The 21,353-nt window shown below is 43.8% G+C and carries 14 protein-coding genes and 1 pseudogene; 14 read left to right on the forward strand and 1 reads right to left on the reverse strand.

What is annotated here, in order from left to right:
- Positions 1 to 7 precede the first annotated feature (7 nt).
- From dltC to SORDD27_RS06410, 8 genes are all read left to right on the forward strand, one after another.
- Positions 8 to 247, forward strand: coding sequence for a D-alanine--poly(phosphoribitol) ligase subunit DltC (dltC, locus tag SORDD27_RS06375; protein ID WP_061428132.1), 240 nt, complete (start codon positions 8 to 10; stop codon positions 245 to 247).
- Positions 240 to 1,508, forward strand: a complete 1,269-nt coding sequence (gene dltD / locus SORDD27_RS06380) for a D-alanyl-lipoteichoic acid biosynthesis protein DltD (RefSeq protein ID WP_061428134.1) — start codon at positions 240 to 242, stop codon at positions 1,506 to 1,508. The genes dltC and dltD overlap by 8 nt, the downstream gene beginning before the upstream one ends.
- Positions 1,509 to 1,650: 142 nt before the next feature.
- Positions 1,651 to 3,702, forward strand: coding sequence for a cell surface ecto-5'-nucleotidase Nt5e (gene nt5e, locus SORDD27_RS06385; RefSeq protein ID WP_061428136.1), 2,052 nt, complete (start codon positions 1,651 to 1,653; stop codon positions 3,700 to 3,702).
- Between the two features lie 148 nt (positions 3,703 to 3,850).
- Positions 3,851 to 4,291, forward strand: a complete 441-nt coding sequence (gene adcR / locus SORDD27_RS06390; RefSeq protein ID WP_001249328.1) for a zinc-dependent transcriptional regulator AdcR — start codon at positions 3,851 to 3,853, stop codon at positions 4,289 to 4,291.
- Positions 4,291 to 4,995: a metal ABC transporter ATP-binding protein gene (locus SORDD27_RS06395; protein WP_001269483.1), complete on the forward strand. Its 705-nt coding sequence runs from the start codon at positions 4,291 to 4,293 to the stop codon at positions 4,993 to 4,995. Before adcR ends, SORDD27_RS06395 begins: the two co-directional genes overlap by 1 nt.
- The gene (locus SORDD27_RS06400; protein WP_000950023.1) at positions 4,988 to 5,794 is read left to right on the forward strand and encodes a metal ABC transporter permease; all 807 of its coding nucleotides are present in this window, start codon (positions 4,988 to 4,990) and stop codon (positions 5,792 to 5,794) included. The genes SORDD27_RS06395 and SORDD27_RS06400 overlap by 8 nt, the downstream gene beginning before the upstream one ends.
- Positions 5,795 to 5,803: 9 nt before the next feature.
- Positions 5,804 to 7,309 (forward strand): zinc ABC transporter substrate-binding protein AdcA, encoded by a 1,506-nt coding sequence (locus SORDD27_RS06405; protein ID WP_061428138.1) that lies wholly within the window; start codon positions 5,804 to 5,806, stop codon positions 7,307 to 7,309.
- A 513-nt stretch (positions 7,310 to 7,822) separates the two neighbouring features.
- Positions 7,823 to 9,502, forward strand: coding sequence for an alpha-L-fucosidase (locus SORDD27_RS06410; protein ID WP_061428424.1), 1,680 nt, complete (start codon positions 7,823 to 7,825; stop codon positions 9,500 to 9,502).
- 36 nt (positions 9,503 to 9,538) lie between these two features.
- Here SORDD27_RS06410 and SORDD27_RS06415 read toward each other — a convergent pair whose 3' ends face one another.
- Positions 9,539 to 11,626 carry a GH92 family glycosyl hydrolase gene (locus SORDD27_RS06415; RefSeq protein WP_061428139.1) on the reverse strand — a complete coding sequence of 696 codons (2,088 nt, stop codon included), beginning with the start codon at positions 11,624 to 11,626 and terminating at the stop codon, positions 9,539 to 9,541.
- 148 nt (positions 11,627 to 11,774) lie between these two features.
- On the opposite strand from SORDD27_RS06415, the gene SORDD27_RS06420 reads away from it, so the two are divergent.
- From SORDD27_RS06420 to SORDD27_RS06450, 6 genes and pseudogenes are all read left to right on the forward strand, one after another.
- Positions 11,775 to 13,064 carry a hypothetical protein gene (locus tag SORDD27_RS06420; protein ID WP_061428141.1) on the forward strand — a complete coding sequence of 430 codons (1,290 nt, stop codon included), beginning with the start codon at positions 11,775 to 11,777 and terminating at the stop codon, positions 13,062 to 13,064.
- 129 nt (positions 13,065 to 13,193) lie between these two features.
- A complete protein-coding gene (locus SORDD27_RS06425; RefSeq protein ID WP_061428143.1) occupies positions 13,194 to 14,474 on the forward strand; it encodes a glycoside hydrolase family 125 protein in 1,281 nt (426 codons plus the stop codon).
- 97 nt (positions 14,475 to 14,571) lie between these two features.
- A complete protein-coding gene (locus SORDD27_RS06430) occupies positions 14,572 to 17,217 on the forward strand; it encodes an alpha-mannosidase (RefSeq protein WP_061428144.1) in 2,646 nt (881 codons plus the stop codon).
- A 99-nt stretch (positions 17,218 to 17,316) separates the two neighbouring features.
- Positions 17,317 to 18,186 (forward strand): ROK family protein, encoded by an 870-nt coding sequence (locus tag SORDD27_RS06435; protein WP_061428146.1) that lies wholly within the window; start codon positions 17,317 to 17,319, stop codon positions 18,184 to 18,186.
- Positions 18,180 to 20,059, forward strand: a pseudogene (locus SORDD27_RS06440) (beta-N-acetylhexosaminidase). The gene SORDD27_RS06435 and the pseudogene SORDD27_RS06440 overlap by 7 nt, the downstream one beginning before the upstream one ends.
- A gap of 357 nt (positions 20,060 to 20,416) precedes the next feature.
- Positions 20,417 to 21,346, forward strand: coding sequence for an ABC transporter permease (locus tag SORDD27_RS06450; protein WP_061428148.1), 930 nt, complete (start codon positions 20,417 to 20,419; stop codon positions 21,344 to 21,346).
- Positions 21,347 to 21,353: the final 7 nt, after the last annotated feature.

Below are 21,353 nucleotides of genomic sequence, written 5' to 3' on the forward strand. Positions count from 1 at the left end.
TATTAAAATGGATATCAAATCAGAAGTTATTGAAATTATTGATGAGTTGTTTATGGAAGATGTTTCTGACATGATGAATGAAGATCTTTTTGATGCCGGTGTCTTGGATAGCATGGGAACGGTTGAATTGATTGTTGAGATTGAAAACCGTTTTGACATTCGTGTTCCAGTGACGGAGTTCGGTCGTGATGACTGGAATACGGCTAATAAAATCGTAGCAGGTATTACGGAGTTGAAGAATGCTTAAACGCTTGTGGCTGATCTTCGGGCCTCTGCTTCTTGCTAGTATTCTTGTTTTCTTACTAATCTTTTTCTATCCAAACAATCCAAGTCATAATTTGATGGAAGAGAAATATTCTGCAGCAGCGATTAGTTCGGAAAGTTTTAAAGAGAGAAGTCAAAAAGTGAGAGCCTTTACGGAACCAAATATGCGCTTTATTCCCTTTTTTGGCTCAAGTGAGTGGATTCGTTTTGATAGCATGCACCCAGCGGTCTTGGCGGAAAAGTATAGCCGTCCCTACCGTCCTTACTTTTTGGGGCAAGCAGGAGCAGCTTCTCTCAATCAGTATTTCGGCATGCAGCAGATCTTGCCAGAAATCGAGGAAAAGCAGGCAGTATTTGTCATTTCCCCTCAGTGGTTTACAGAGGAGGACTATGAGCCAGCCTTCTTCCAAAACTACTTTAACAACGATCAGTTGACAGCCTTTCTAGAAAATCAATCGGGAGATATAGCAGCCAAACATGCAGCTAAACGTCTCTTAAAGCAAAATCCTGGAGTCTCTATGAAGGGTATCGTTGAGAAACTGTCAAAGGGTGAGGAATTATCAGAGGTTGATCATGCTATTATCAAGGCTTTTGCACGTTTTAATGAGCGTCAGGCTTCGCTATTTGGGAAATTTTCCATTCGAGGAAAACTCAAGTACAAGGAACATGTGGAGAACTATTTAAACGATCTTCCGGATCAATTTTCTTATGAAGAGTTAGAAAAAATTGCTCGAAAGGATGCAGAAGCCAATACCAATAATAACGATATGGGAATTGAAAATCAATTTTATAAGACCCAGGTGAAAGACTATCTCGAGAAGTATAAGGGCTATCAAAAAAATTACAATTTCCTCAAGTCGTCTGAGTACAATGATTTGCAGTTGGTCCTTAATCAATTTGCCAAATCAAAGGTCAATGTGCTCTTTGTTATTCAGCCTGTCAATAAAAAATGGATGGCCCATACAGAGCTCAGTGAGGAAATGTACCAACATGCTGTGGAAAAAATTCGTTACCAGTTAGAAAGTCAAGGTTTCACCAACATTGCTGACTTTTCTAAAAAAGGCGGAGATCCCTACTTTGTCAAAGATACTATTCATATTGGTTGGTTAGGTTGGCTAGCTTTTGATAAGGTTGTCAATCCTTTCTTGACGGATCCGAAACCAGCTCCAGACTACAAGATGAATGACCGCTTCTTTAGCAAGGACTGGGCGACCTATGATGGGAATATCAAAGATTTCCAATAAAAAGAGTTAAAAGTTTGGGATTTAAACCCAGACTTTTTTGTTTAAATGGCGAATATTTAAGATAAAAATAGGTCAAAAGTTTCAAAATTTTTAGAAATAGCGTATAATATAAAAGAGAAGAAGAAAAGAAAGGGATTTTAAAATGAACAAACGTTCTTTGTTACCTGTCTTGTCGACAGCTCTATTAGCTCCAGCCTTCTTAGCTGGACAAGTCTATGCTGAAGAAGCAACAACTCCTGCAGAAAGTTCAGCTGTCGTAGCGACTCCTGCTACGTCGGCGACTCCAGCTCCTGTTGAGAGCCCTGCAGTACCGGAAACTTCGGCAACTTCAGAAGCGGTTGCACCTGCAGAAGCTCTGTCAGCACCTGCTGAATCTACTAAAAGCGAAGAAAAGGACACCGTTATCTTACACACCAATGATGTCCATGGTCGTATTGTAGAGGAAAAGGGAGTAATTGGAGATGCCAAGTTAGCGACTGTCATTGAGCAGGAGCGTGCAAAATCAAATCAAAATACTCTGGTTGTTGATGCGGGAGACGCTTTCCAAGGTTTACCGATTTCCAACTCTACGAAGGGTGAAGCACGCGCTGAAATTCTCAATCAGATGCAGTATGATGCCATGGCAGTAGGAAACCATGAGTTTGACTTTGGTTTGGACGAAGCTAAGAAATACAAGGAAATCTTGAAATTCCCATTACTTAGCTCAAACACCTATGTCAATGGAGCTCGTCTTTTTGAAGCTTCCACAATCGTTGATAAAGATAAGACTGTGGAAGGTGATGAATTTGTTGTAATCGGTGTGACAACACCTGAAACAGCTACCAAAACTCACCCTAAAAATGTCAAAGGGGTAACCTTTACAGATCCAATCTCCGAGGTGAATAAAGTTATCGAAGAAGTCCAAGCCAAGGCTCGTGCAGACGGTAAGGACTACAAACACTATGTTGTGCTGGCTCACTTGGGTGTGGATACTACAACTCCAGTCGAATGGCGTGGTTCAACTTTGGCAGAAGCCTTGTCTAAAAATCCTCGTTTGAAAGGGAAACGCGTAACAATAATCGACGGTCACTCTCATACAGTAGAATCAACGACTTATGGAGACAATGTTACCTATAACCAGACAGGAAGCTACCTTCATAATGTAGGAAAAATCACCTACAAATCACGTCAGCTTTTGGGTAATCCAACTCAGATTCCGGCTGCTGATGCTAAAAAATTACCAGCCAATCCAACAGTAGAAAAACTGGTCAAAGACATTAAACAAAAATACGATGCTGAAAATGCTGTTGAAGTCGTTTCAAACAGCCCTGTAGAACTCAACGGAGATCGTGAAAATGTTCGGGTTCGTGAAACTAACCTCGGAAACGTCGTAGCGGACTCCCTCTATCAGTATGGTCAGACAGGATTTAGCCATCCGACTGACATCGCTGTGACAAATGGTGGTGGCTTGCGTGAAACTATTGCAAAAGGCAAACCGATTACGAAAGGAAATGTCATTGCCGTTCTTCCATTTGGAAATACCATTTCACAAATCCAAGTGACTGGGCAACAAGTTTTGGATATGTTTGAAAAGTCACTCGGCTCTATCTTGCAGGTCGATAAGGATGGCAAGAAGGTCTTGGATGAGAACGGCCAACCATTGCTAGAACCAAGTGGTGGCTTCTTGCAAGTTTCAGGTGTGAAGGTCTACTATGATACTAATCTACCATCAGGAAAACGTGTCTTGGCCATCCAGGTCAAAAACCGCACGACTGGTCGTTATGATCTCCTAGACCTCGCAAAAACTTACTATCTTGCAACCAATGATTTCCTAGCTGCGGGTGGTGATGGCTACACTATGTTGGGTGGCGCTCGTGAAGAAGGCCCATCTATGGATGCTGCCTTTGAAGAGTATCTGAAAACCGCTGATTTGACCCAGTATGAAAAGATTAATCCGAACTCACGGACGATTTCTGTGGATTCTACAACTTTTAGTCTGCCGGTAGAAACACCTCAAACGAATGCGGCTGCTAACGATGCGACTACAAATGTGCCATTGACTTATGAGGTGGCAGGTCAATTTAGCAAGAAAGCAGTTGTCTCAGAAAAAGCCCTCCCAAATACAGGAAGCGAACAGTCCATCTTCTTGCTCTTAATGGGAATGGTAGCTGGTTTGGCAGGTATCTTGTCGAGTCGAAAACCAAAGCAAAAATAGGTTAAATTTCATATCTAGAAGAGTCTAGGGAAACGTTTTTACGCCTTTTTCCCTTGACTCTTTTTTGGTTTATGATATAATTAACCAGTAAAGAATCGGTGGCTATCTATGTTTTTTACGAAAAAGATAGCTAGGGAAGGAGTAACACATGAGACAGCTTGCACAGGAAATCGATAACTTTTTAAACGAGGTGATCTTGAGATCTGAGAACCAGCATGAAATTCTAATCGGGCATTGCACAAGTGACGTTGCCTTGACCAATACTCAGGAACACATCCTCATGCTCTTGTCAGAAGAATCCCTAACCAACTCGGAGTTGGCCCGTCGTCTTAACGTCAGTCAGGCGGCAGTGACCAAGGCTATCAAGTCTTTGGTCAAAGAGGGCATGTTAGAGACATCCAGAGATCCAAAGGATGCGCGTGTGATCTTTTATCAACTGACAGAGCTAGCTCGACCGGTGGCAGAGGAACACCACCATCATCATGAACACACGCTCTTAGCCTATGAACAAGTGGCAAGTCAGTTTACTCCAAATGAACAAGAAGTGATCCAGCGGTTTTTAACTGCTTTAGTAGGAGAAATCAAATAATGCGGTATATTACAGTAGAGGACTTGTCTTTCTATTATGACAAGGAACCTGTCCTCGAGCATATCAACTACAGTGTTGATAGTGGGGAGTTTGTCACCCTGACTGGTGAAAATGGAGCTGCCAAGACGACGCTGATCAAGGCTAGTCTAGGCATCTTGCAGCCAAGATTTGGCAAGGTAACCATCTCAAAGACAAATACTCATGGGAAAAAGCTTAGGATAGCCTATCTTCCCCAGCAGATTGCCAGTTTTAATGCTGGCTTTCCAAGTACAGTTTATGAATTTGTAAAGTCGGGTCGTTATCCGCGAAAGGGCTGGTTCCGCCGCTTGAACGCCCATGATGAGGAGCATATCAAGGCTAGTCTAGACTCAGTTGGTATGTGGGAACACCGTGACAAACGAATTGGCTCCCTTTCGGGAGGGCAAAAGCAACGAGCAGTGATTGCTCGGATGTTTGCTTCTGACCCAGATATCTTTGTCCTAGATGAGCCGACGACAGGGATGGATGCAGGGAGTAAAAATGAATTTTACGAACTCATGCACCATAGTGCCCACCATCATGGCAAGGCCGTTTTGATGATTACCCATGATCCTGAGGAGGTCAAGGACTATGCGGATCGCAATATTCATCTAGTCCGTAACCAAGACTCACCATGGCGTTGTTTTAACGTTCACGAAAGCGACCAGGAGGTGGAACATGCTTAGTTTGTTATCCTATGACTTTATGCAGCGGGCCTTCTTGGCGGTCATTGCCATGAGTCTCTTTTCTCCAGTTCTTGGGACCTTCCTTATCTTACGTCGTCAGAGTCTCATGAGCGATACCCTCAGTCACGTTTCTCTATCAGGGGTAGCCTTTGGTCTGGTTTTGGGAATTTCTCCAACTATTTCAACCATTGCTATTGTCTTGATCGCAGCGGTCTTTCTAGAGTATCTCCGGACAGTCTATAAGAACTTTATGGAAATCGGGACAGCCATCCTCATGTCAACAGGCCTTGCAGTGTCTCTGATAGTCATGAGTAAGGGAAAAAGTTCGAGTTCCATGAGTTTGGACCAATATCTCTTTGGTTCGATTGTAACCATTAGCCAGGAGCAGGTGATTTTCCTATTTGCCATTGCGGCGGTCGTTTTACTTTTGACTTTCTTATTCTTGCGACCAATGTATATCCTGACTTTTGATGAGGACACGGCCTTTGTGGATGGACTTCCAGTTCGTACCATGTCTATTCTTTTTAACATGGTGACAGGAGTGGCCATTGCCCTTATGATACCAGCGGCAGGAGCCCTTTTGGTATCGACCATTATGGTCTTGCCAGCTAGTATTGCCCTTCGTCTGGGGAAAAATTTCAAATCCGTTATGTTACTAGCCAGCGCTATTGGCTTTTTGGGAATGGTGGCAGGTCTCTATATTTCCTACTATGCAGAAACACCTGCCAGCGCTAGTATCACCATTATCTTTGTAGCTGTCTTTTTGTTAGTCAGTCTACTGAAACGTTTTATCAAATAGGAGAATGAAATGAAAAAACTGAGCATACTACTAGCTAGTCTATGTGCCTTGTTTTTAGTGGCTTGTTCCAATCAAAAACAGGCAGATGGGAAGCTAAATATCGTAACAACCTTTTACCCTGTCTACGAATTTACCAAGCAAGTCGCAGGAGATACTGCTAATGTAGAACTTCTAATCGGTGCTGGTACAGAACCTCACGAATATGAACCGTCTGCCAAGGCAGTTGCTAAAATCCAAGATGCAGATACCTTTGTCTATGAAAATGAAAACATGGAAACTTGGGTTCCAAAATTGTTAGAATCCTTGGATAAGAAAAAGGTGAAAACCATCAAGGCGACAGGCAATATGCTCCTCTTGCCAGGTGGTGAGGAAGAAGATGAAGGGCATGATCATGGCGGTGAGGGTCACCATCACGACTACGATCCCCACGTTTGGCTTTCACCAGCACGTGCTATCAAACTAGTAGAGCATATCCGTGATAGTTTGTCAGCAGATTATCCTGATAAAAAAGAGGCTTTTGAAAAGAATGCCGCTGCCTATATTGAAAAGTTACAAGCCTTGGACAAGTCCTACACAGATGGCTTGTCTCAAGCCAAACAAAAGAGCTTTGTGACCCAGCACGCTGCCTTTAACTACCTTGCCTTAGACTACGGTCTCAAGCAAGTATCCATCTCAGGTCTCTCACCAGATGCAGAACCGTCAGCAGCACGTTTGGCAGAATTGACAGAGTATATCAAGAAAAACAAGATTTCTTATATTTACTTTGAAGAAAATGCCTCACAAGCCCTCGCCAATACCCTTTCCAAAGAAACGGGTGTCAAACTAGATGTGCTTAATCCGCTAGAAAGTTTGACAGAAGAAGCAACCAAGGCTGGTGAGGACTATATCTCTATCATGGAGAAAAACCTCAAGGCTCTCAAGCAGACAACAGATCAAGAAGGACCGGAAATCGAACCAGAGAAGGAAGAAAACACTAAGACAGTTCACAATGGTTACTTTGAGGATGCAGATGTCAAAGACCGTACCTTGAGTGACTATGCTGGCAACTGGCAGTCAGTTTATCCTTTCCTTGAAGATGGAACTTTTGATCAAGTCTTTGACTACAAGGCTAAATTGACTGGTAAGATGACAAAGGATGAGTACAAGGCCTACTATAGAAAAGGCTATCAGACAGATGTGACTAAGATCAACATCACGGACAACACTATGGAATTTGTTCAAGGTGGCCAAAGCAAGAAGTTCACCTACAAGTATGTCGGCAAGAAAATCTTGACTTATAAGAAAGGCAATCGTGGCGTGCGCTTCCTCTTTGAAGCGACAGATGCGGACGCTGGACAGTTCAAGTATGTTCAGTTCAGTGACCACAATATCGCCCCAGTCAAGGCAGAACATTTCCATATCTTCTTTGGAGGTACTAGCCAAGAAGCCCTCTTTGAAGAGATGGATAACTGGCCAACCTACTATCCAGATAACCTATCTGGCCAAGAAATCGCCCAAGAAATGTTGGCGCATTGATGCAAGAGAAGATCCCGCAAATCTGCGGGATTTTTTGCTAGAAATGATTAAATGGTTAGGTATTATAGTATCACAGATGTGCTGTTCACAATGTGATAAAGAGATCATTTTCTACTGGCTGATTCTCACTAGCTGACGAATGCAAAAGTTACGATTGTACAAATTATAGAATCTTTTCAGGGGATTTAGGAAGGAATCTTAGTCATATTGACGCTGCTATCGCTTTTTGTTATAGTCAAAGAGAGAGCGGTCTGGAACAATAGTTTATTCACAGTCTGTGGATAAGTCTGAGGAAGAATGATATCTAATCCATGGTGTTGAAGGATTCTGATAATAGTTCCGTATACTAGTGACTTTCTAGAAAGCTAGTAGAAACCCTAGTACAGGGCTGTTTGATAAAGGTCTGTTTAGGGTGACAGGTGAGCTAGAGACTGAAAAAACTAGTTTTTAGGAATGCTTTCTTATCCACAAGTTGTGGATAACTTTGTGAACAAGAGAAAGAGATGTGAGATGATGACGAACATAAAACCGCATGGACCATTACCAAGCCAGGCCCAGCTGGATTATTTAGAGGATGAACTAGCTGCCTTTATCCATTTTGGTCCTAATACCTTTTATGACCAGGAATGGGGAAGTGGGCAAGAGGATCCTATGCGTTTTAACCCGACCAAGTTGGATGCGCGTGAATGGATTCGAGTGCTCAAAGAAACGGGTTTTAAAAAGCTGATTTTGGTGGTCAAGCACCACGATGGTTTTGTGCTCTATCCGTCAGCCCATACAGATTATTCGGTCAAGGCTAGCCCTTGGAGGGATGGAAAGGGGGACTTGCTCCTTGAGGTTTCCAAAGCTGCGACTGAGTTTGACATGGATTTGGGAGTGTATTTGTCTCCTTGGGATGCTCACAGTCCCCTCTATCACGTGAACCGAGAAGCGAACTACAATGCCTACTATCTGGCTCAATTGAAGGAAATCTTGTCAAATCCTGCCTATGGGAATGCCGGTAAGTTCGCTGAGGTGTGGATGGATGGTGCTCGAGGAGAAGGGGCCCAGAAGGTCAACTATGAGTTTGAGACCTGGTTTGAAACCATTCGTGACTTGCAGGGCGATTGTTTGATTTTCTCCACTGAGGGAACTAGTATTCGCTGGATTGGAAATGAACGAGGCTATGCAGGGGATCCCTTGTGGCAAAAAGTCAAGCCAGACAAGTTAGGAACAGAAGCGGAATTAGATTATCTACAGCACGGAGACCCCTCGGGAACGCTATTTTCAATCGGGGAGGCAGATGTTTCTCTTCGGCCAGGCTGGTTTTACCATGAGGATCAGGACCCCAAGTCTCTCGAGGAGTTGGTCGAAATCTACTTTCACTCGGTGGGTCGGGGTACACCTCTCTTACTCAATATTCCGCCAAACCAAGATGGCCTCTTTGACGAAAAGGATATCCGGCGACTGTATGAATTTGCTACCTACCGTGACACACTCTATAGGGAAGATTTAGCTCTGGGAGCCAAGGTATCTGGCTCTGCTCTATCACCAGACTTTGCTTGTCATCATCTGACAGATGGACTGGAAACTAGTTTATGGGCAAGTGATGCAGAGTTGCCAATCCAATTAGAGCTCGATTTAGGGACACCTAAAACTTTTGATGTAATCGAGCTGAGAGAAGATTTGAAGCTGGGGCAACGCATCGCTGCTTTCTATGTTCAGGTAGAGTTGGATGGTGTTTGGCAGGAGTTTGGATCTGGTTATACTGTTGGCTACAAACGTCTTTTACGAGGATCAGTCGTTGAGGCGCAGAAGATACGCGTGACCATTACAGAGGCACAGGCTTTGCCTTTGTTAACCAAGATTTCTCTCTATAAAACACCTACCTTTTCGAGAAAAGATACCGTTCAGCAACTGGAGTTTTCAGAAAAAAGTCTAGCTGTGACCAAGGGAGAAAATGTCTACTTTACAGTTAAGCGCAGAGAATCTAGCAGTCCTTTAGAAGCTAAGATTTCAATTCAACCAGGGACGGGTGTGCATGGTGTCGCCTATCGGGACGATATTCAAGTCCTTGTGTTTCAAGTTGGTGAGATTGAAAAAAGGCTGACAATACCAACCTTGTATTTTGCAGGAGATAAAACCTTGGACTTTTATCTGAATTTGACGGTAGATGGGCAGCTTGTTGACCAGCTTCAGGTCCAAGTTTCATAAAAGAAGAACCTTTGCGCGATGCAAAGGTTCTTTTGATTATGAGTGATTTGGTAGCCAGCTGAGAGTGAAGGTCAGTTGCTCAGCTTTTAAGAGGTCTTGGTGTTGGATGCTAGATACTGGGGTATTGTCCAATCGGCATTCTTTGACAAAGTTGAAATGGCTGTAGTTTTGCTCGGCATGGATATCCAGCCATTTATTTTCCTTAGCTAGGTAGATACGGAGGTGGTCAAAGAGAGGGGCTCCGAGATCATAGCTGGGTTTGCCTGGACAGGTCGGGTAGAATCCAAGAGCTGACCAGATATACCAAGCAGAGAGACTGCCATTATCCTCATCGCCAGGATAGGCTTGCCAGCTTGGGTGAAAGGCTTTCTGACGCAAGGTTTTGATGAGAAGGGCAGTGTAGTCGGGGTAGTCACTGTAGCGGAAGAGATATGGAATGTGGAAGCTAGGCTGGTTAGAGATGGCGAGTTGTCCAAAGGGAGCTGTTGCCATCTCGCTCATTTCATGAATCTCGTAACCATAGCCGGTCGTTTCAAAGAGAGGAGCGTCCTGACAGGCTTTCAAAAGATAGTGGCTGAAGGCTTCTTTTCCGCCCATAAGTTGGATTAAGCCGGGGATGTCGTGGAGGACGCCTAAAGTCGCTTGAACGGCAGAGCATTCGGCGTAGTCGCGTCCCCAACTATAAGGAGAGAAGTCAGGGCGGAAGTTGCCTTGGCTATCTCGCGCTCGCATGTAACCTGTCTCAGCGTCAAAGAGATGGCGGTAATTTTGAGATGCAGTTCTATAAGTTTCCGCGATGTCATTCTGACCAAGCTTTTCGGCACAGCTGGCGATACAAAAGTCACTATAGGCGTAGTCTAGGGTGTGGCTGACGCTTTCGTGGTGGTCGGTAGAGAGGTAGCCCAGTTCTTGGTATTGGGCTAGTCCGTGACGACCATTGATGCCGAGAGGGTCGGACTTAGTGGCTGTCTCCAGCATGGCTTGGAGGAGTTCTTCTTCCAAGTCGGGAGCCATATCCTTGCAGGCGCTATCTGCGATAATGCCGTCCAATAGGGTACCAGGCATCATACCACGTTCATCTGGAGCCAGCCATTTTGGAAGGAATCCAGTATCGCGGTAGCTATTGAGGAAACCTTCTAAAAAGCGATGATAGTGCTCCGGTATGACAAGCGCAAAGAGGGGGAAGGTGGTGCGGAAGGTATCCCAGAAGCCATTGTTACTAAAGAGGACGCCGGGTTTGACAGTACCAGTAGCCAGATCCATGTGGATGGCTTGCCCTGACTCGCTCACTTCATAAAATGTCTGTGGGAAGAGGAAGAGTCTGTAGAGGCAGTGATCAAAGAAGATTCGGTCGGCTTCCCCTGTCTCCACGATATCAAAACGGTGGAGGAGATTTTCCCAGTCTGCTTGGGCATTTGCTTTACAGCTATCAAAGTCCGTTTGAGGTAGATTAAATAGCGCTTGAGAAGGAGAAATAAAGGAAGTCGCTAGTTGAATCTCGGCTTGACTGCTTGCTAAGTCAATTCGCCAGTCTCCCTCTTCTTGTGTGATAGCAAGAATATCCGTATTCATTTGTAAAGCAGTAAACAGTATCAGCGGATTTTTGTTGGTCTCTGTTTTACCCTCTTGACGCAGGGCAAGAGTCCGCTTATCTATTTGTTCTACTGTCAGTTCATCTGCTGCGTGAAGATAGAGGGAGAGGACTTTGCCTTGCTTTTGCTCCAAACGAATAGAAGCGCCATAGCAAGTCGGTGTGAGCTGGGTTCCAATCTGATAGCGCAGGGAGAAAATCTTCAGATAATGAGGCTGGAAAGAGGCCTTATCTAGGTCAAAGGAAGACTGACGATGGAAGAGGCTGTCTCCACCTAGCTGGCCTGTAACAGGTGTCAGAAGGAGCCAAGAGTAGTCCCCAATCCAAGGACTGGGTTGGTGGGTTAATCGAATCCCTTGAAAGATGGGCAGATGTGGTTCGAAAAACCAAGCTCCCTCCTGATCGCTGGTCTGAGGCATAAAATAATTCATCCCAAAAGGAACGCCCGTATAAGGCAGGGTATTTCCCCGAGAAAAGGCATGTTTGCTAGCAGTCCCAAAGCGGGTATCGATGGTTTCAAGTAGTGGTTTCATAAACTAACTTTCTGTAAACATTTTTGTATACAGTATAACACAAAAATAAAGGAAGATAGCTAAAAGTTAAAATAAGTGCATAAATATCTAAATAAGATTTACAAACATACTCTTATCTGTTAGAATGAGGCTAAGAAAGGAGATTATTATGAGTGAATTTGAAAAGAATCCTGCCAATGATGAATTGGTAGAAAAGTTGACGGAGCAGACTCCCGAGCTGACAGAAACAATTGAGCAAGGTCACAAAGAAGATCAGCCTAACATTGAGGAAGAGTCGAAAAGTGATCAAGTGGTAGAACCGAAGCAAGAAGGAATCAGCCTTCAAACCTTATTGCAAACAAAGCGCAAGGAAATCATTGCTATTCTTGCTATTGTTGCCCTTGCGATTGTCGCTTTCGTTGGCTACAATATTTATGACTCACAACCAAAGAGTATTATAGACGAAGTAAAGGTTCAATTTTCAGGATATGAAGAAACTGGGAAGTTGACTTATAACAGCGAAGAAATCGCATCTAAAATCGAAGAATTGTCTTATCGAAAGGCTGGATTTAACAATAATCAAGCGAAAGCTTTGGTTCAAAAAGATCCTGTGGCTTATTCGGAAGTGAGTAGAAATCCGAAACTAGTAGCCATGTTACAAAAAGCTGAAGCGATGATTACGAGCGTCCAATTTAATTTCGATCGGACTAGTGAACTTAAAAATGGTGATGAGGTTACCTTTACGATCACTACGAATTCTCAAAGTGCGGCAGTCAAAGCAGAAAAGAAAACCTTTAAGGTTGCTGACTTGAAAGAGTATGAGAAAGTATCAACAGCGGATTTGCTCAAAGAAACTCCTGTGACATTTACTGGATTTAATGGGTATGGCATAGCGTCCATTACAGAAAAACCTAATAAAGATGGCTATTTCAACTTTGAAGATAACAAACGTCCGACTAACTTGAAGAACGGAGATACAGTTACTCTTACTGTTAGTGTGACCTATATCAATGAGTTGAAATCAAAAGGAAAAGTTGTTGACAACAACAAGGTCGAGGTGACGGTTGAAGGTTTGAAGGACCTAAAAGATGTGAAGAACTTTGCGGATCTTCTGAAAAAGAATGATGACTATAGCAAGTCTGAACATCAAAATAGCTCCTTTAGCACCTACACTTTAGAGTCGCAAGGCAGTTACTTGAAAGTTATCCCAGAAGAGAACAAAAAATCAAATGGAAAAGTTTCGTTGATTACAGTCTATAAAGTAACTTGGTCAAGTGGCAACTCAAAAGAAGTTCGTTACAAATACTATGGTTATCAAGCTTACCTTTTGAAAGATGGCAATCTAGATCTTGATGCTGCTTCTAAGGTATCAAGCTGGGGATCAAAAGATTTAGAGGGTCTAAAAGCAGAACTGGCTACCGAAGGTTATAAGGTTTTCGAAGAAAAGAAAAGTGAATAGAAAAGTTGGGGAGAGCCCCAACTTTTTTTCATAAGTTTGTTTCAAAACGACTTTAGTTTGTGTATATCTTTTAGGGGTGATTTTTTTTATACTGAACATGAAACTTGTTTGAAAGAGGTAAAATTTAAAATGGTTTATTCTAAAGAAATTGTCAGAGAGTGGCTGGATGAAGTAGCAGAGCGTGCCAAGGACCATCCGGAGTGGGTGGATGTCTTTGAGCGTTGCTACACCGACACCTTGGACAATACGGTTGAGATCCTAGAAGATGGTTCAACCTTTGTATTAACAGGAGACATTCCCGCTATGTGGCTTCGTGACTCGACTGCCCAACTTAGACCCTACCTTCATGTGGCTAAGAGAGATTCTCTCCTACGTCAGACCATTGCAGGTTTGGTCAAACGTCAGATGACCTTGGTGCTCAAGGATCCTTATGCCAACTCCTTTAACATTGCGGAGAACTGGAAGGGTCACCACGAAACAGACCATACAGATCTCAATGGTTGGATTTGGGAGCGCAAGTATGAGGTGGACTCGCTTTGCTATCCTTTGCAGTTGGCTTATCTCCTTTGGAAAGAGACTGACGAAACCAATCAGTTTGATGAAACTTTTGTCACAGCAACCAAGGAAATCCTTCATCTCTGGACGGTAGAGCAAGATCACAACAACTCTCCTTATCGTTTTGTCCGTGATACAGACCGTAAGGAAGATACTCTGGTAAATGATGGCTTTGGACCTGACTTTGCCGTGACAGGAATGACCTGGTCAGCCTTTCGACCAAGTGATGATTGTTGTCAGTATAGCTACTTGATTCCATCCAATATGTTTGCAGTCGTTGTCTTGGGTTATGTCCAAGAAATCTTTGCAGAGCTAAACCTAGCTGACAGCGAAAGTATTATTGCTGACGCTAAACGTTTGCAAGCAGAGATCCAAGAAGGGATCGAAAACTATGCCTACACCTCCAACAGCAAGGGTGAAAAGATTTACGCCTTTGAAGTGGATGGTTTGGGAAATGCTAGCATCATGGATGATCCAAACGTACCGAGTCTGCTGGCTGCTCCATATCTTGGTTACTGCGATATTAATGACGAAGTTTATCAAGCAACTCGTCAGACCATTCTGAGTCCTGAAAATCCATACTTCTACCAAGGAGAATACGCAAGTGGGCTTGGAAGTTCTCATACCTTCTACCGCTATATCTGGCCAATTGCCCTTTCTATCCAAGGCTTGACAACAAGAGATAAGGCGGAGAAGAAATTCTTGCTGGATCAGCTGGTTGCTTGCGATGGAGGCACAGGTGTCATGCACGAAAGCTTCCACGTAGATGATCCAACGCTCTACTCTCGCGAATGGTTCTCATGGGCCAACATGATGTTCTGTGAGTTAGTCTTGGATTACTTGGATATACGTTAAGGAGCTCGCTTTCGCTTAACTGATTCTAGGAAAGAATCACAAATTCACATTTAAAACGATAAAAATAAAAATTTAAGTTAGAATGAGGTTTTACTTCATGGAAAATGTTGTCGTACATATTATCTCACACAGTCACTGGGACCGTGAGTGGTACTTGCCTTTTGAAAGCCACCGTATGCAGTTGGTGGAGTTATTTGATAATCTTTTTGATCTTTTTGAAAATGATCCTGAGTTCAAGAGCTTCCACTTGGACGGCCAAACTATTGTCCTAGATGACTACTTGGAAATTCGCCCTGAAAATCGCGACAAAGTCCAAGGTTACATCGACCAAGGCAAACTCAAAATTGGTCCCTTTTACATCTTGCAGGATGACTACTTGATTTCCAGCGAAGCCAATGTTCGCAATACCTTGATTGGTCAAGCAGAATGTGCAAAATGGGGCAAATCAACCCAGGTTGGTTACTTCCCAGATACCTTTGGAAATATGGGGCAGGCTCCTCAAATCCTTCAAAAATCAGGCATTCACGTGGCAGCCTTTGGCCGTGGTGTGAAGCCGATTGGGTTTGACAACCAAGTCCTCGAAGATGAGCAGTTTACTTCCCAGTTTTCAGAAATGTACTGGCAGGGTGCAGACGGAAGTCGTGTCCTCGGTATCCTCTTTGCCAACTGGTACAGTAATGGAAATGAAATTCCAGTTGATAAGGATGAAGCCCTGGCCTTCTGGAAACAAAAACTGTCAGACGTGCGTGACTACGCTTCGACCAACCAATGGTTGATGATGAACGGATGTGACCACCAGCCTGTACAGCGAAATCTGAGTGAAGCCATTCGTGTGGCAAATGAACTCTTCCCAGATGTGACTTTTGTTCATAGTTCCTTTGATGACTATATCCACGCAGTAGAAAGTGCTCTGCCTGAGCAACTATCTACGGTTACAGGTGAGTTGACCAGTCAAGAAACAGACGGTTGGTATACACTTGCTAACACTTCTTCATCCCGTATTTACCTCAAACAAGCTTTCCAAGAAAATAGCAACCTCCTAGAACAAGTGGTGGAGCCGTTGACTGTCATCACTGGTGGTCACAACCATAAGGACCAGTTGACCTATGCTTGGAAAGTCCTTCTACAAAATGCGCCACATGACAGTATCTGTGGCTGTAGTGTGGACGAGGTTCACCGTGAGATGGAAACGCGTTTTGCCAAGGTCAACCAAGTTGGAAACTTTGTTAAGACCAATCTTCTCAACGAGTGGAAGGGTAAAATCGCAACCCACGAAGCTCAGAGCGACTATCTCTTTACCGTCATTAACACAGGCTTGCATGACAAGGTTGATACAGTCAGCACCGTGATTGATGTGGCGACTTGTGATTTCAAAGAATTGCACCCAACAGAAGGCTATAAGAAGATGGCAGCCTTGACCTTGCCAAGCTACCGTGTCGAAGACTTGGAGGGGCATGCTGTAGAAGCGAAAATCGAAGATTTGGGAGCTAACTTTGAGTATGATTTGCCAAAAGACAAGTTCCGTCAGGCTCGCATCGCTCGTCAAGTGCGCGTGACAGTACCTGTTCATCTGGCACCACTTTCTTGGACAACCTTCCAATTGCTCGAAGGAGAACAAGAACACCGTGACGGTATTTACCAAAATGGAGTGATTGATACGCCATTTGTAACGGTCAGTGTGGATGAAACTATCACAGTCTACGACAAGACAACTCATGAAGCTTATGAAGATGTTATTCGCTTTGAAGACCGTGGTGACATTGGAAATGAGTACATCTACTTCCAACCAAAAGGAACAGAGCCTATCTACGCAGAACTCAAAGGCTGTGAAGTCTTGGAAAATACAGCTCGTTTTGCCAAGATCTTGCTCAAGCATGAATTGACAATTCCAGTAAGTGCAGACGAAAAACTGGATGGAGAACAAAGAGGCATTATCGAGTTTATGACGCGTGAAGCTGGGCGCTCAGAAGAATTGACAACCCTTCCTCTTGAAACAGAGATGACCGTCTTTGTTGACAATCCACAAATCCGCTTCAAGACTCGCTTTACTAACACCGCCAAGGACCACCGTATCCGTCTCTTGTTCAAGACTCATAATACGCGTCCAAGCAATGACTCTGAAAGCATCTATGAGGTGGTGACACGACCAAATAAACCAGCTGCTTCTTGGGAAAATCCTGAAAATCCTCAACACCAACAAGCATTTGTCAGCCTTTATGATGATGAAAAAGGGGTGACAGTGGCTAATAAAGGATTGCACGAGTATGAAATCCTTGGAGACGATACCATTGCTGTGACCATTTTGCGTGCCTCAGGTGAGCTAGGTGACTGGGGTTACTTCCCAACACCAGAAGCTCAGTGCTTGCGCGAGTTTGAAGTCGAGTTTACACTTGAGTGCCACCAAGCAGGGGAACGCTTCTCAGCCTTCCGTCGTGCCAAAGCCTTCCAAACACCATTCACTAGTCTTCAAGTTGCTAAACAAGAAGGAAGTGTTGCTGCTACTGGTAGCCTCTTGAGTCATGCGACACTCAGCTTACCACAAGTTTGCCCAACAGCCTTTAAAGTGGCGGAAAATGAAGAAGGATATGTCCTCCGTTACTACAATATGAGTCAAGAAAATGTTCGCATATCAGAACACCAACAAACCATTTTGGACTTACTTGAGCGACCATATCCCGTTCATTCAGGACTCTTAGCACCACAAGAAATTCGCACAGAATTGATTAAAAAAGAAGACATTTAACAGTTTTGAAGTGTTTGATAACTAATACTATGAGATAGAAAGGAGGGGCGAAAGAGTAAGGGCTAACTACCAATTCGCCCCTTTTTACGGTAAAGAACAATGACCATTGCAACCATTGATATCGGAGGGACCGGTATAAAATTTGCTAGTCTAACTTCCGATGGAAAAATACTAGATAAGACAAGTACTCCAACGCCAGAAAGTTTGGAGGATTTACTGATTTGGCTAGACCAACGCTTGGCAGAACAAGATTATAAGGGCATTGCTATGAGCGTTCCAGGCGCGGTCAATCAAGAAACTGGTGTGATTGAGGGAATTAGTGCCGTACCTTACATCCATGGCTTTTCTTGGTATGAGGCTCTTGCTCATCATCAGCTACCTGTCCATCTAGAAAATGATGCCAACTGTGTTGGACTTAGTGAACTGCTGGCTCACCCAGAGATTGAAAATGCAGCCTGTGTCGTGATTGGGACAGGAATTGGCGGAGCTATGATTATCAATGGCAAACTTCACCGTGGTCGCCACGGCTTAGGTGGTGAGTTTGGCTATATGACAACTATTGAACCAGCTGAAAAACTCAACAACTGGTCGCTACTAGCCTCTACAGGAAACATGGTTCGCTACGTAATTGAAAAATCTGGTCAGACTGACTGGGACGGACGCAAGATTTACCAAGAAGCTGCAGCAGGCAATGCTCTTTGTCAAGAAGCTATTGAACGCATGAATCGAAATCTGGCGCAAGGTCTGCTCAATATCCAGTATCTCATCGACCCAGATGTCATTAGTCTGGGAGGCTCCATCAGCCAAAATCCAGACTTTATCCAAGGTGTCAAGAAGGCTGTTGATAACTTTGTCGAAACCTACGAAGAATACACGGTCGCACCAGTTATCCAAGCTTGCACCTATCATGCAGATGCCAATCTCTATGGTGCCCTTGTCAACTGGCTGCAGGAGGAAAATCAATGGTAACATTTACAGGACTTAGTCCCAAACAAACTCAGGCAATCGACTTGCTGACAAAGCATATCTCTTTAACAGATGTGGAAGTTGCAGTCGCTCAGTCTGACCAATCCTCTATCTCTATCAAGGGTGAGGGAGGCCGCTATCAACTGACTTATCGCAAGCCCCATCAACTCTACCGCGCCTTGTCCTTGTTAGCAACAGCTCTAGTAGAAGCTGACAAAGTAGCGATTGAGGAGCAGGCAGCTTATGAAGATTTAGCCTACATGGCAGACTGTTCGCGCAATGCGGTGCTAAATGTCGCTTCTGCCAAGCAGATGATTGAGGTCTTGGCTCTCATGGGCTACTCGACCTTCGAGCTTTACATGGAAGACACCTACCAGATTGAGGGGCAACCATACTTTGGTTACTTCCGTGGCGCCTATTCAGCAGAGGAGTTGCAGGAAATCGAAACCTATGCCCAGCAGTTTGACATGACCTTTGTGCCTTGTATACAGACCTTGGCTCATTTGTCGGCCTTCGTTAATGGGGTGTCAAAGAAGTGCAAGAACTCCGTGATGTAGAGGACATTCTCCTTATCGGTGAAGAAAAAGTTTATGACCTGATTGACGGGATGTTTGCCACTCTGTCTAAACTGCAGACACGCAAGGTCAATATCGGGATGGATGAAGCCCACTTGGTTGGTTTGGGGCGCTACCTAATTTTGAACGGTGTTGTGGACCGTAGTCTCCTCATGTGTCAACACTTAGAGCGCGTGCTGGATATTGCAGACAAGTATGGTTTCCACTGCCAAATGTGGAGTGATATGTTCTTTAAACTCATGTCAGAAGATGGCCAGTACGACCGAGATGTGGAAATTCCTGAGGAAACTCGTGTTTACCTAGACCGTCTCAAAGATCGTGTAACCTTGGTTTATTGGGATTATTACCAAGATAGCGAAGAAAAGTACAATCGTAATTTCCGTAATCACCACAAGATTAGCCAAGATATCGCCTTTGCAGGTGGTGCTTGGAAGTGGATTGGTTTTACCCCACACAACCATTTCAGCCGTCTCATCGCTATGGAGGCCAATAAAGCCTGTCGTGCCAATGACATCAAAGAAGTGATTGTAACTGGCTGGGGAGACAATGGTGGTGAAACAGCCCAGTTTTCTATCCTACCAAGTCTGCAAATCTGGGCAGAACTCAGCTACCGCAATAACCTCGACCGTTTGTCTGCTCACTTCAAGACCAATACGGGTCTATCGGTTGAGGACTTTATGCAGATTGACCTAGCCAACCTCTTGCCAGATTTACCAGACAATCTCAGTGGTATCAATCCCAACCGCTATATCTTTTATCAGGATGTTCTTTGCCCGATTCTTGACCAGCACATGACTCCTGAACAAGACAAACCTCACTTTGCGCATGCTGCGGAGACTCTTTCAGAAATTAAAGGAAAAGCTGGCGCCTACGCCTATCTCTTTGAAACACAGGCCCAGTTGAATGCTATTTTAAGTAGTAAGGTTGATGTAGGACGACGCATTCGTCAAGCTTACAAAGCCGGTGACAAAGTCATCTTGCAGCAAATCGCCAGAGAAGAATTACCAAAATTGAGAAGCGCTATCGAAACTTTCCACAAACTCTTTAGCCACCAATGGTTGAAAGAAAACAAGGTCTTTGGTTTGGATACGGTTGATATCCGTATGGGCGGACTTTTGCAACGCATCAAGCGAGCAGAAAGCCGTATCGAAGCCTATCTGTCTGATCAGATTGACCGCATCGACGAGCTAGAAGTTGAAATCCTACCATTTACTGATTTCTACGCAGACAAGGATTTCGCAGCAACTACGGCCAACCAGTGGCATACTATTGCGACAGCTTCGACGATTTATACGACTTAATACTCTTCGAAAATCTCTTCAAACCACGTCAGCTTCGCCTTACCGTATAGATGTTACTGCCTTCGTCAGTTTTATCTGCAACCTCAAAGCAGTGCTTTGAGCAGCTTGCGGCTAGCTTCCTAGTTTGCTCTTTGATTTTCATTGAGTATAAAAACAAGAACAGTGTCCCTTGTTCAGAGTGTTTCTCGTGAAACCTATTTCTTATAAAAAACTTCTCCACAAAAAATAATTTGTGGAGTTTTTTCTATAATTAGTAGTTTAACCTAGCCATCAATTAGGAGTATACTAATAATGTAATCGTTATCAAACCTAAAAATTCGATGAAATCAGTTTTTAGGAATAAAAAGGGAGGAAAGTATGAAAAAGTTTTCAAAGACCTTGAGAGATAACTGGATCTTTCTCTTGATGGTTTTACCAGGGGCACTCTGGTTGATTCTATTCTTTTACATTCCAGTATTTGGGAATGTGGTTGCCTTTAAAGACTACCATATGACCAGTAATGGTTTCATAGATAGTATTGTGAATAGTAAATGGGTCGGGTTAGATAATTTCAGATTTTTGTTTAGTTCAAAAGACGCCTTTATCATCACTCGAAATACCGTTCTCTACAATCTCGGCTTTATCTTTATCGGTTTGATTGTATCAGTAGGGATTGCCATTATCCTCAGCGAGCTTCGCTCTAAGAGAATGGTTAAGATTTTCCAAACGTCTATGTTGTTCCCTTACTTCCTGTCATGGGTTATCATTAGTTTCTTTACAGATGCCTTCCTAAACATTGACAAAGGGGTCTTCAACCATTTCCTAACATCCATTGGCATGAAGGAAGTCAACTTCTGCGCTGACTTAGGCATTTGGCCATACCTTCTCCTTTTCCTAGGTATTTGGAAAGGATTTGGATATAGCAGTGTCATGTACTATGCGACAATCATGGGAATTGACCCAACCTACTACGAAGCAGCAACAGTGGACGGGGCTAGCAAGTGGCAACGTATTCGCAACGTAACCATTCCTCAGTTGACTCCACTTGTAACTGTATTGACCATCCTTGCAGTCGGAAATATCTTCCGTGCAGACTTTGGTCTCTTCTATCAAATCCCGCATAATGCTGGTCAGCTTTACAATGTAACCAACGTTTTGGATGTATATGTCTTTAATGGTTTGACTCAGACAGCAGATATCGGTATGGCTTCAGCAGCCGGACTTTACCAATCCGTTGTCGGCTTGATACTGGTTATTCTATCAAACTTGCTTGCAAGACGAGTTGATCCAAACTCAGCTTTGTTCTAGAAAGGGG

Origin of the sequence: Streptococcus oralis (assembly GCF_001579025.1) — a bacterium.
GTDB lineage: Bacteria > Bacillota > Bacilli > Lactobacillales > Streptococcaceae > Streptococcus > Streptococcus oralis_X.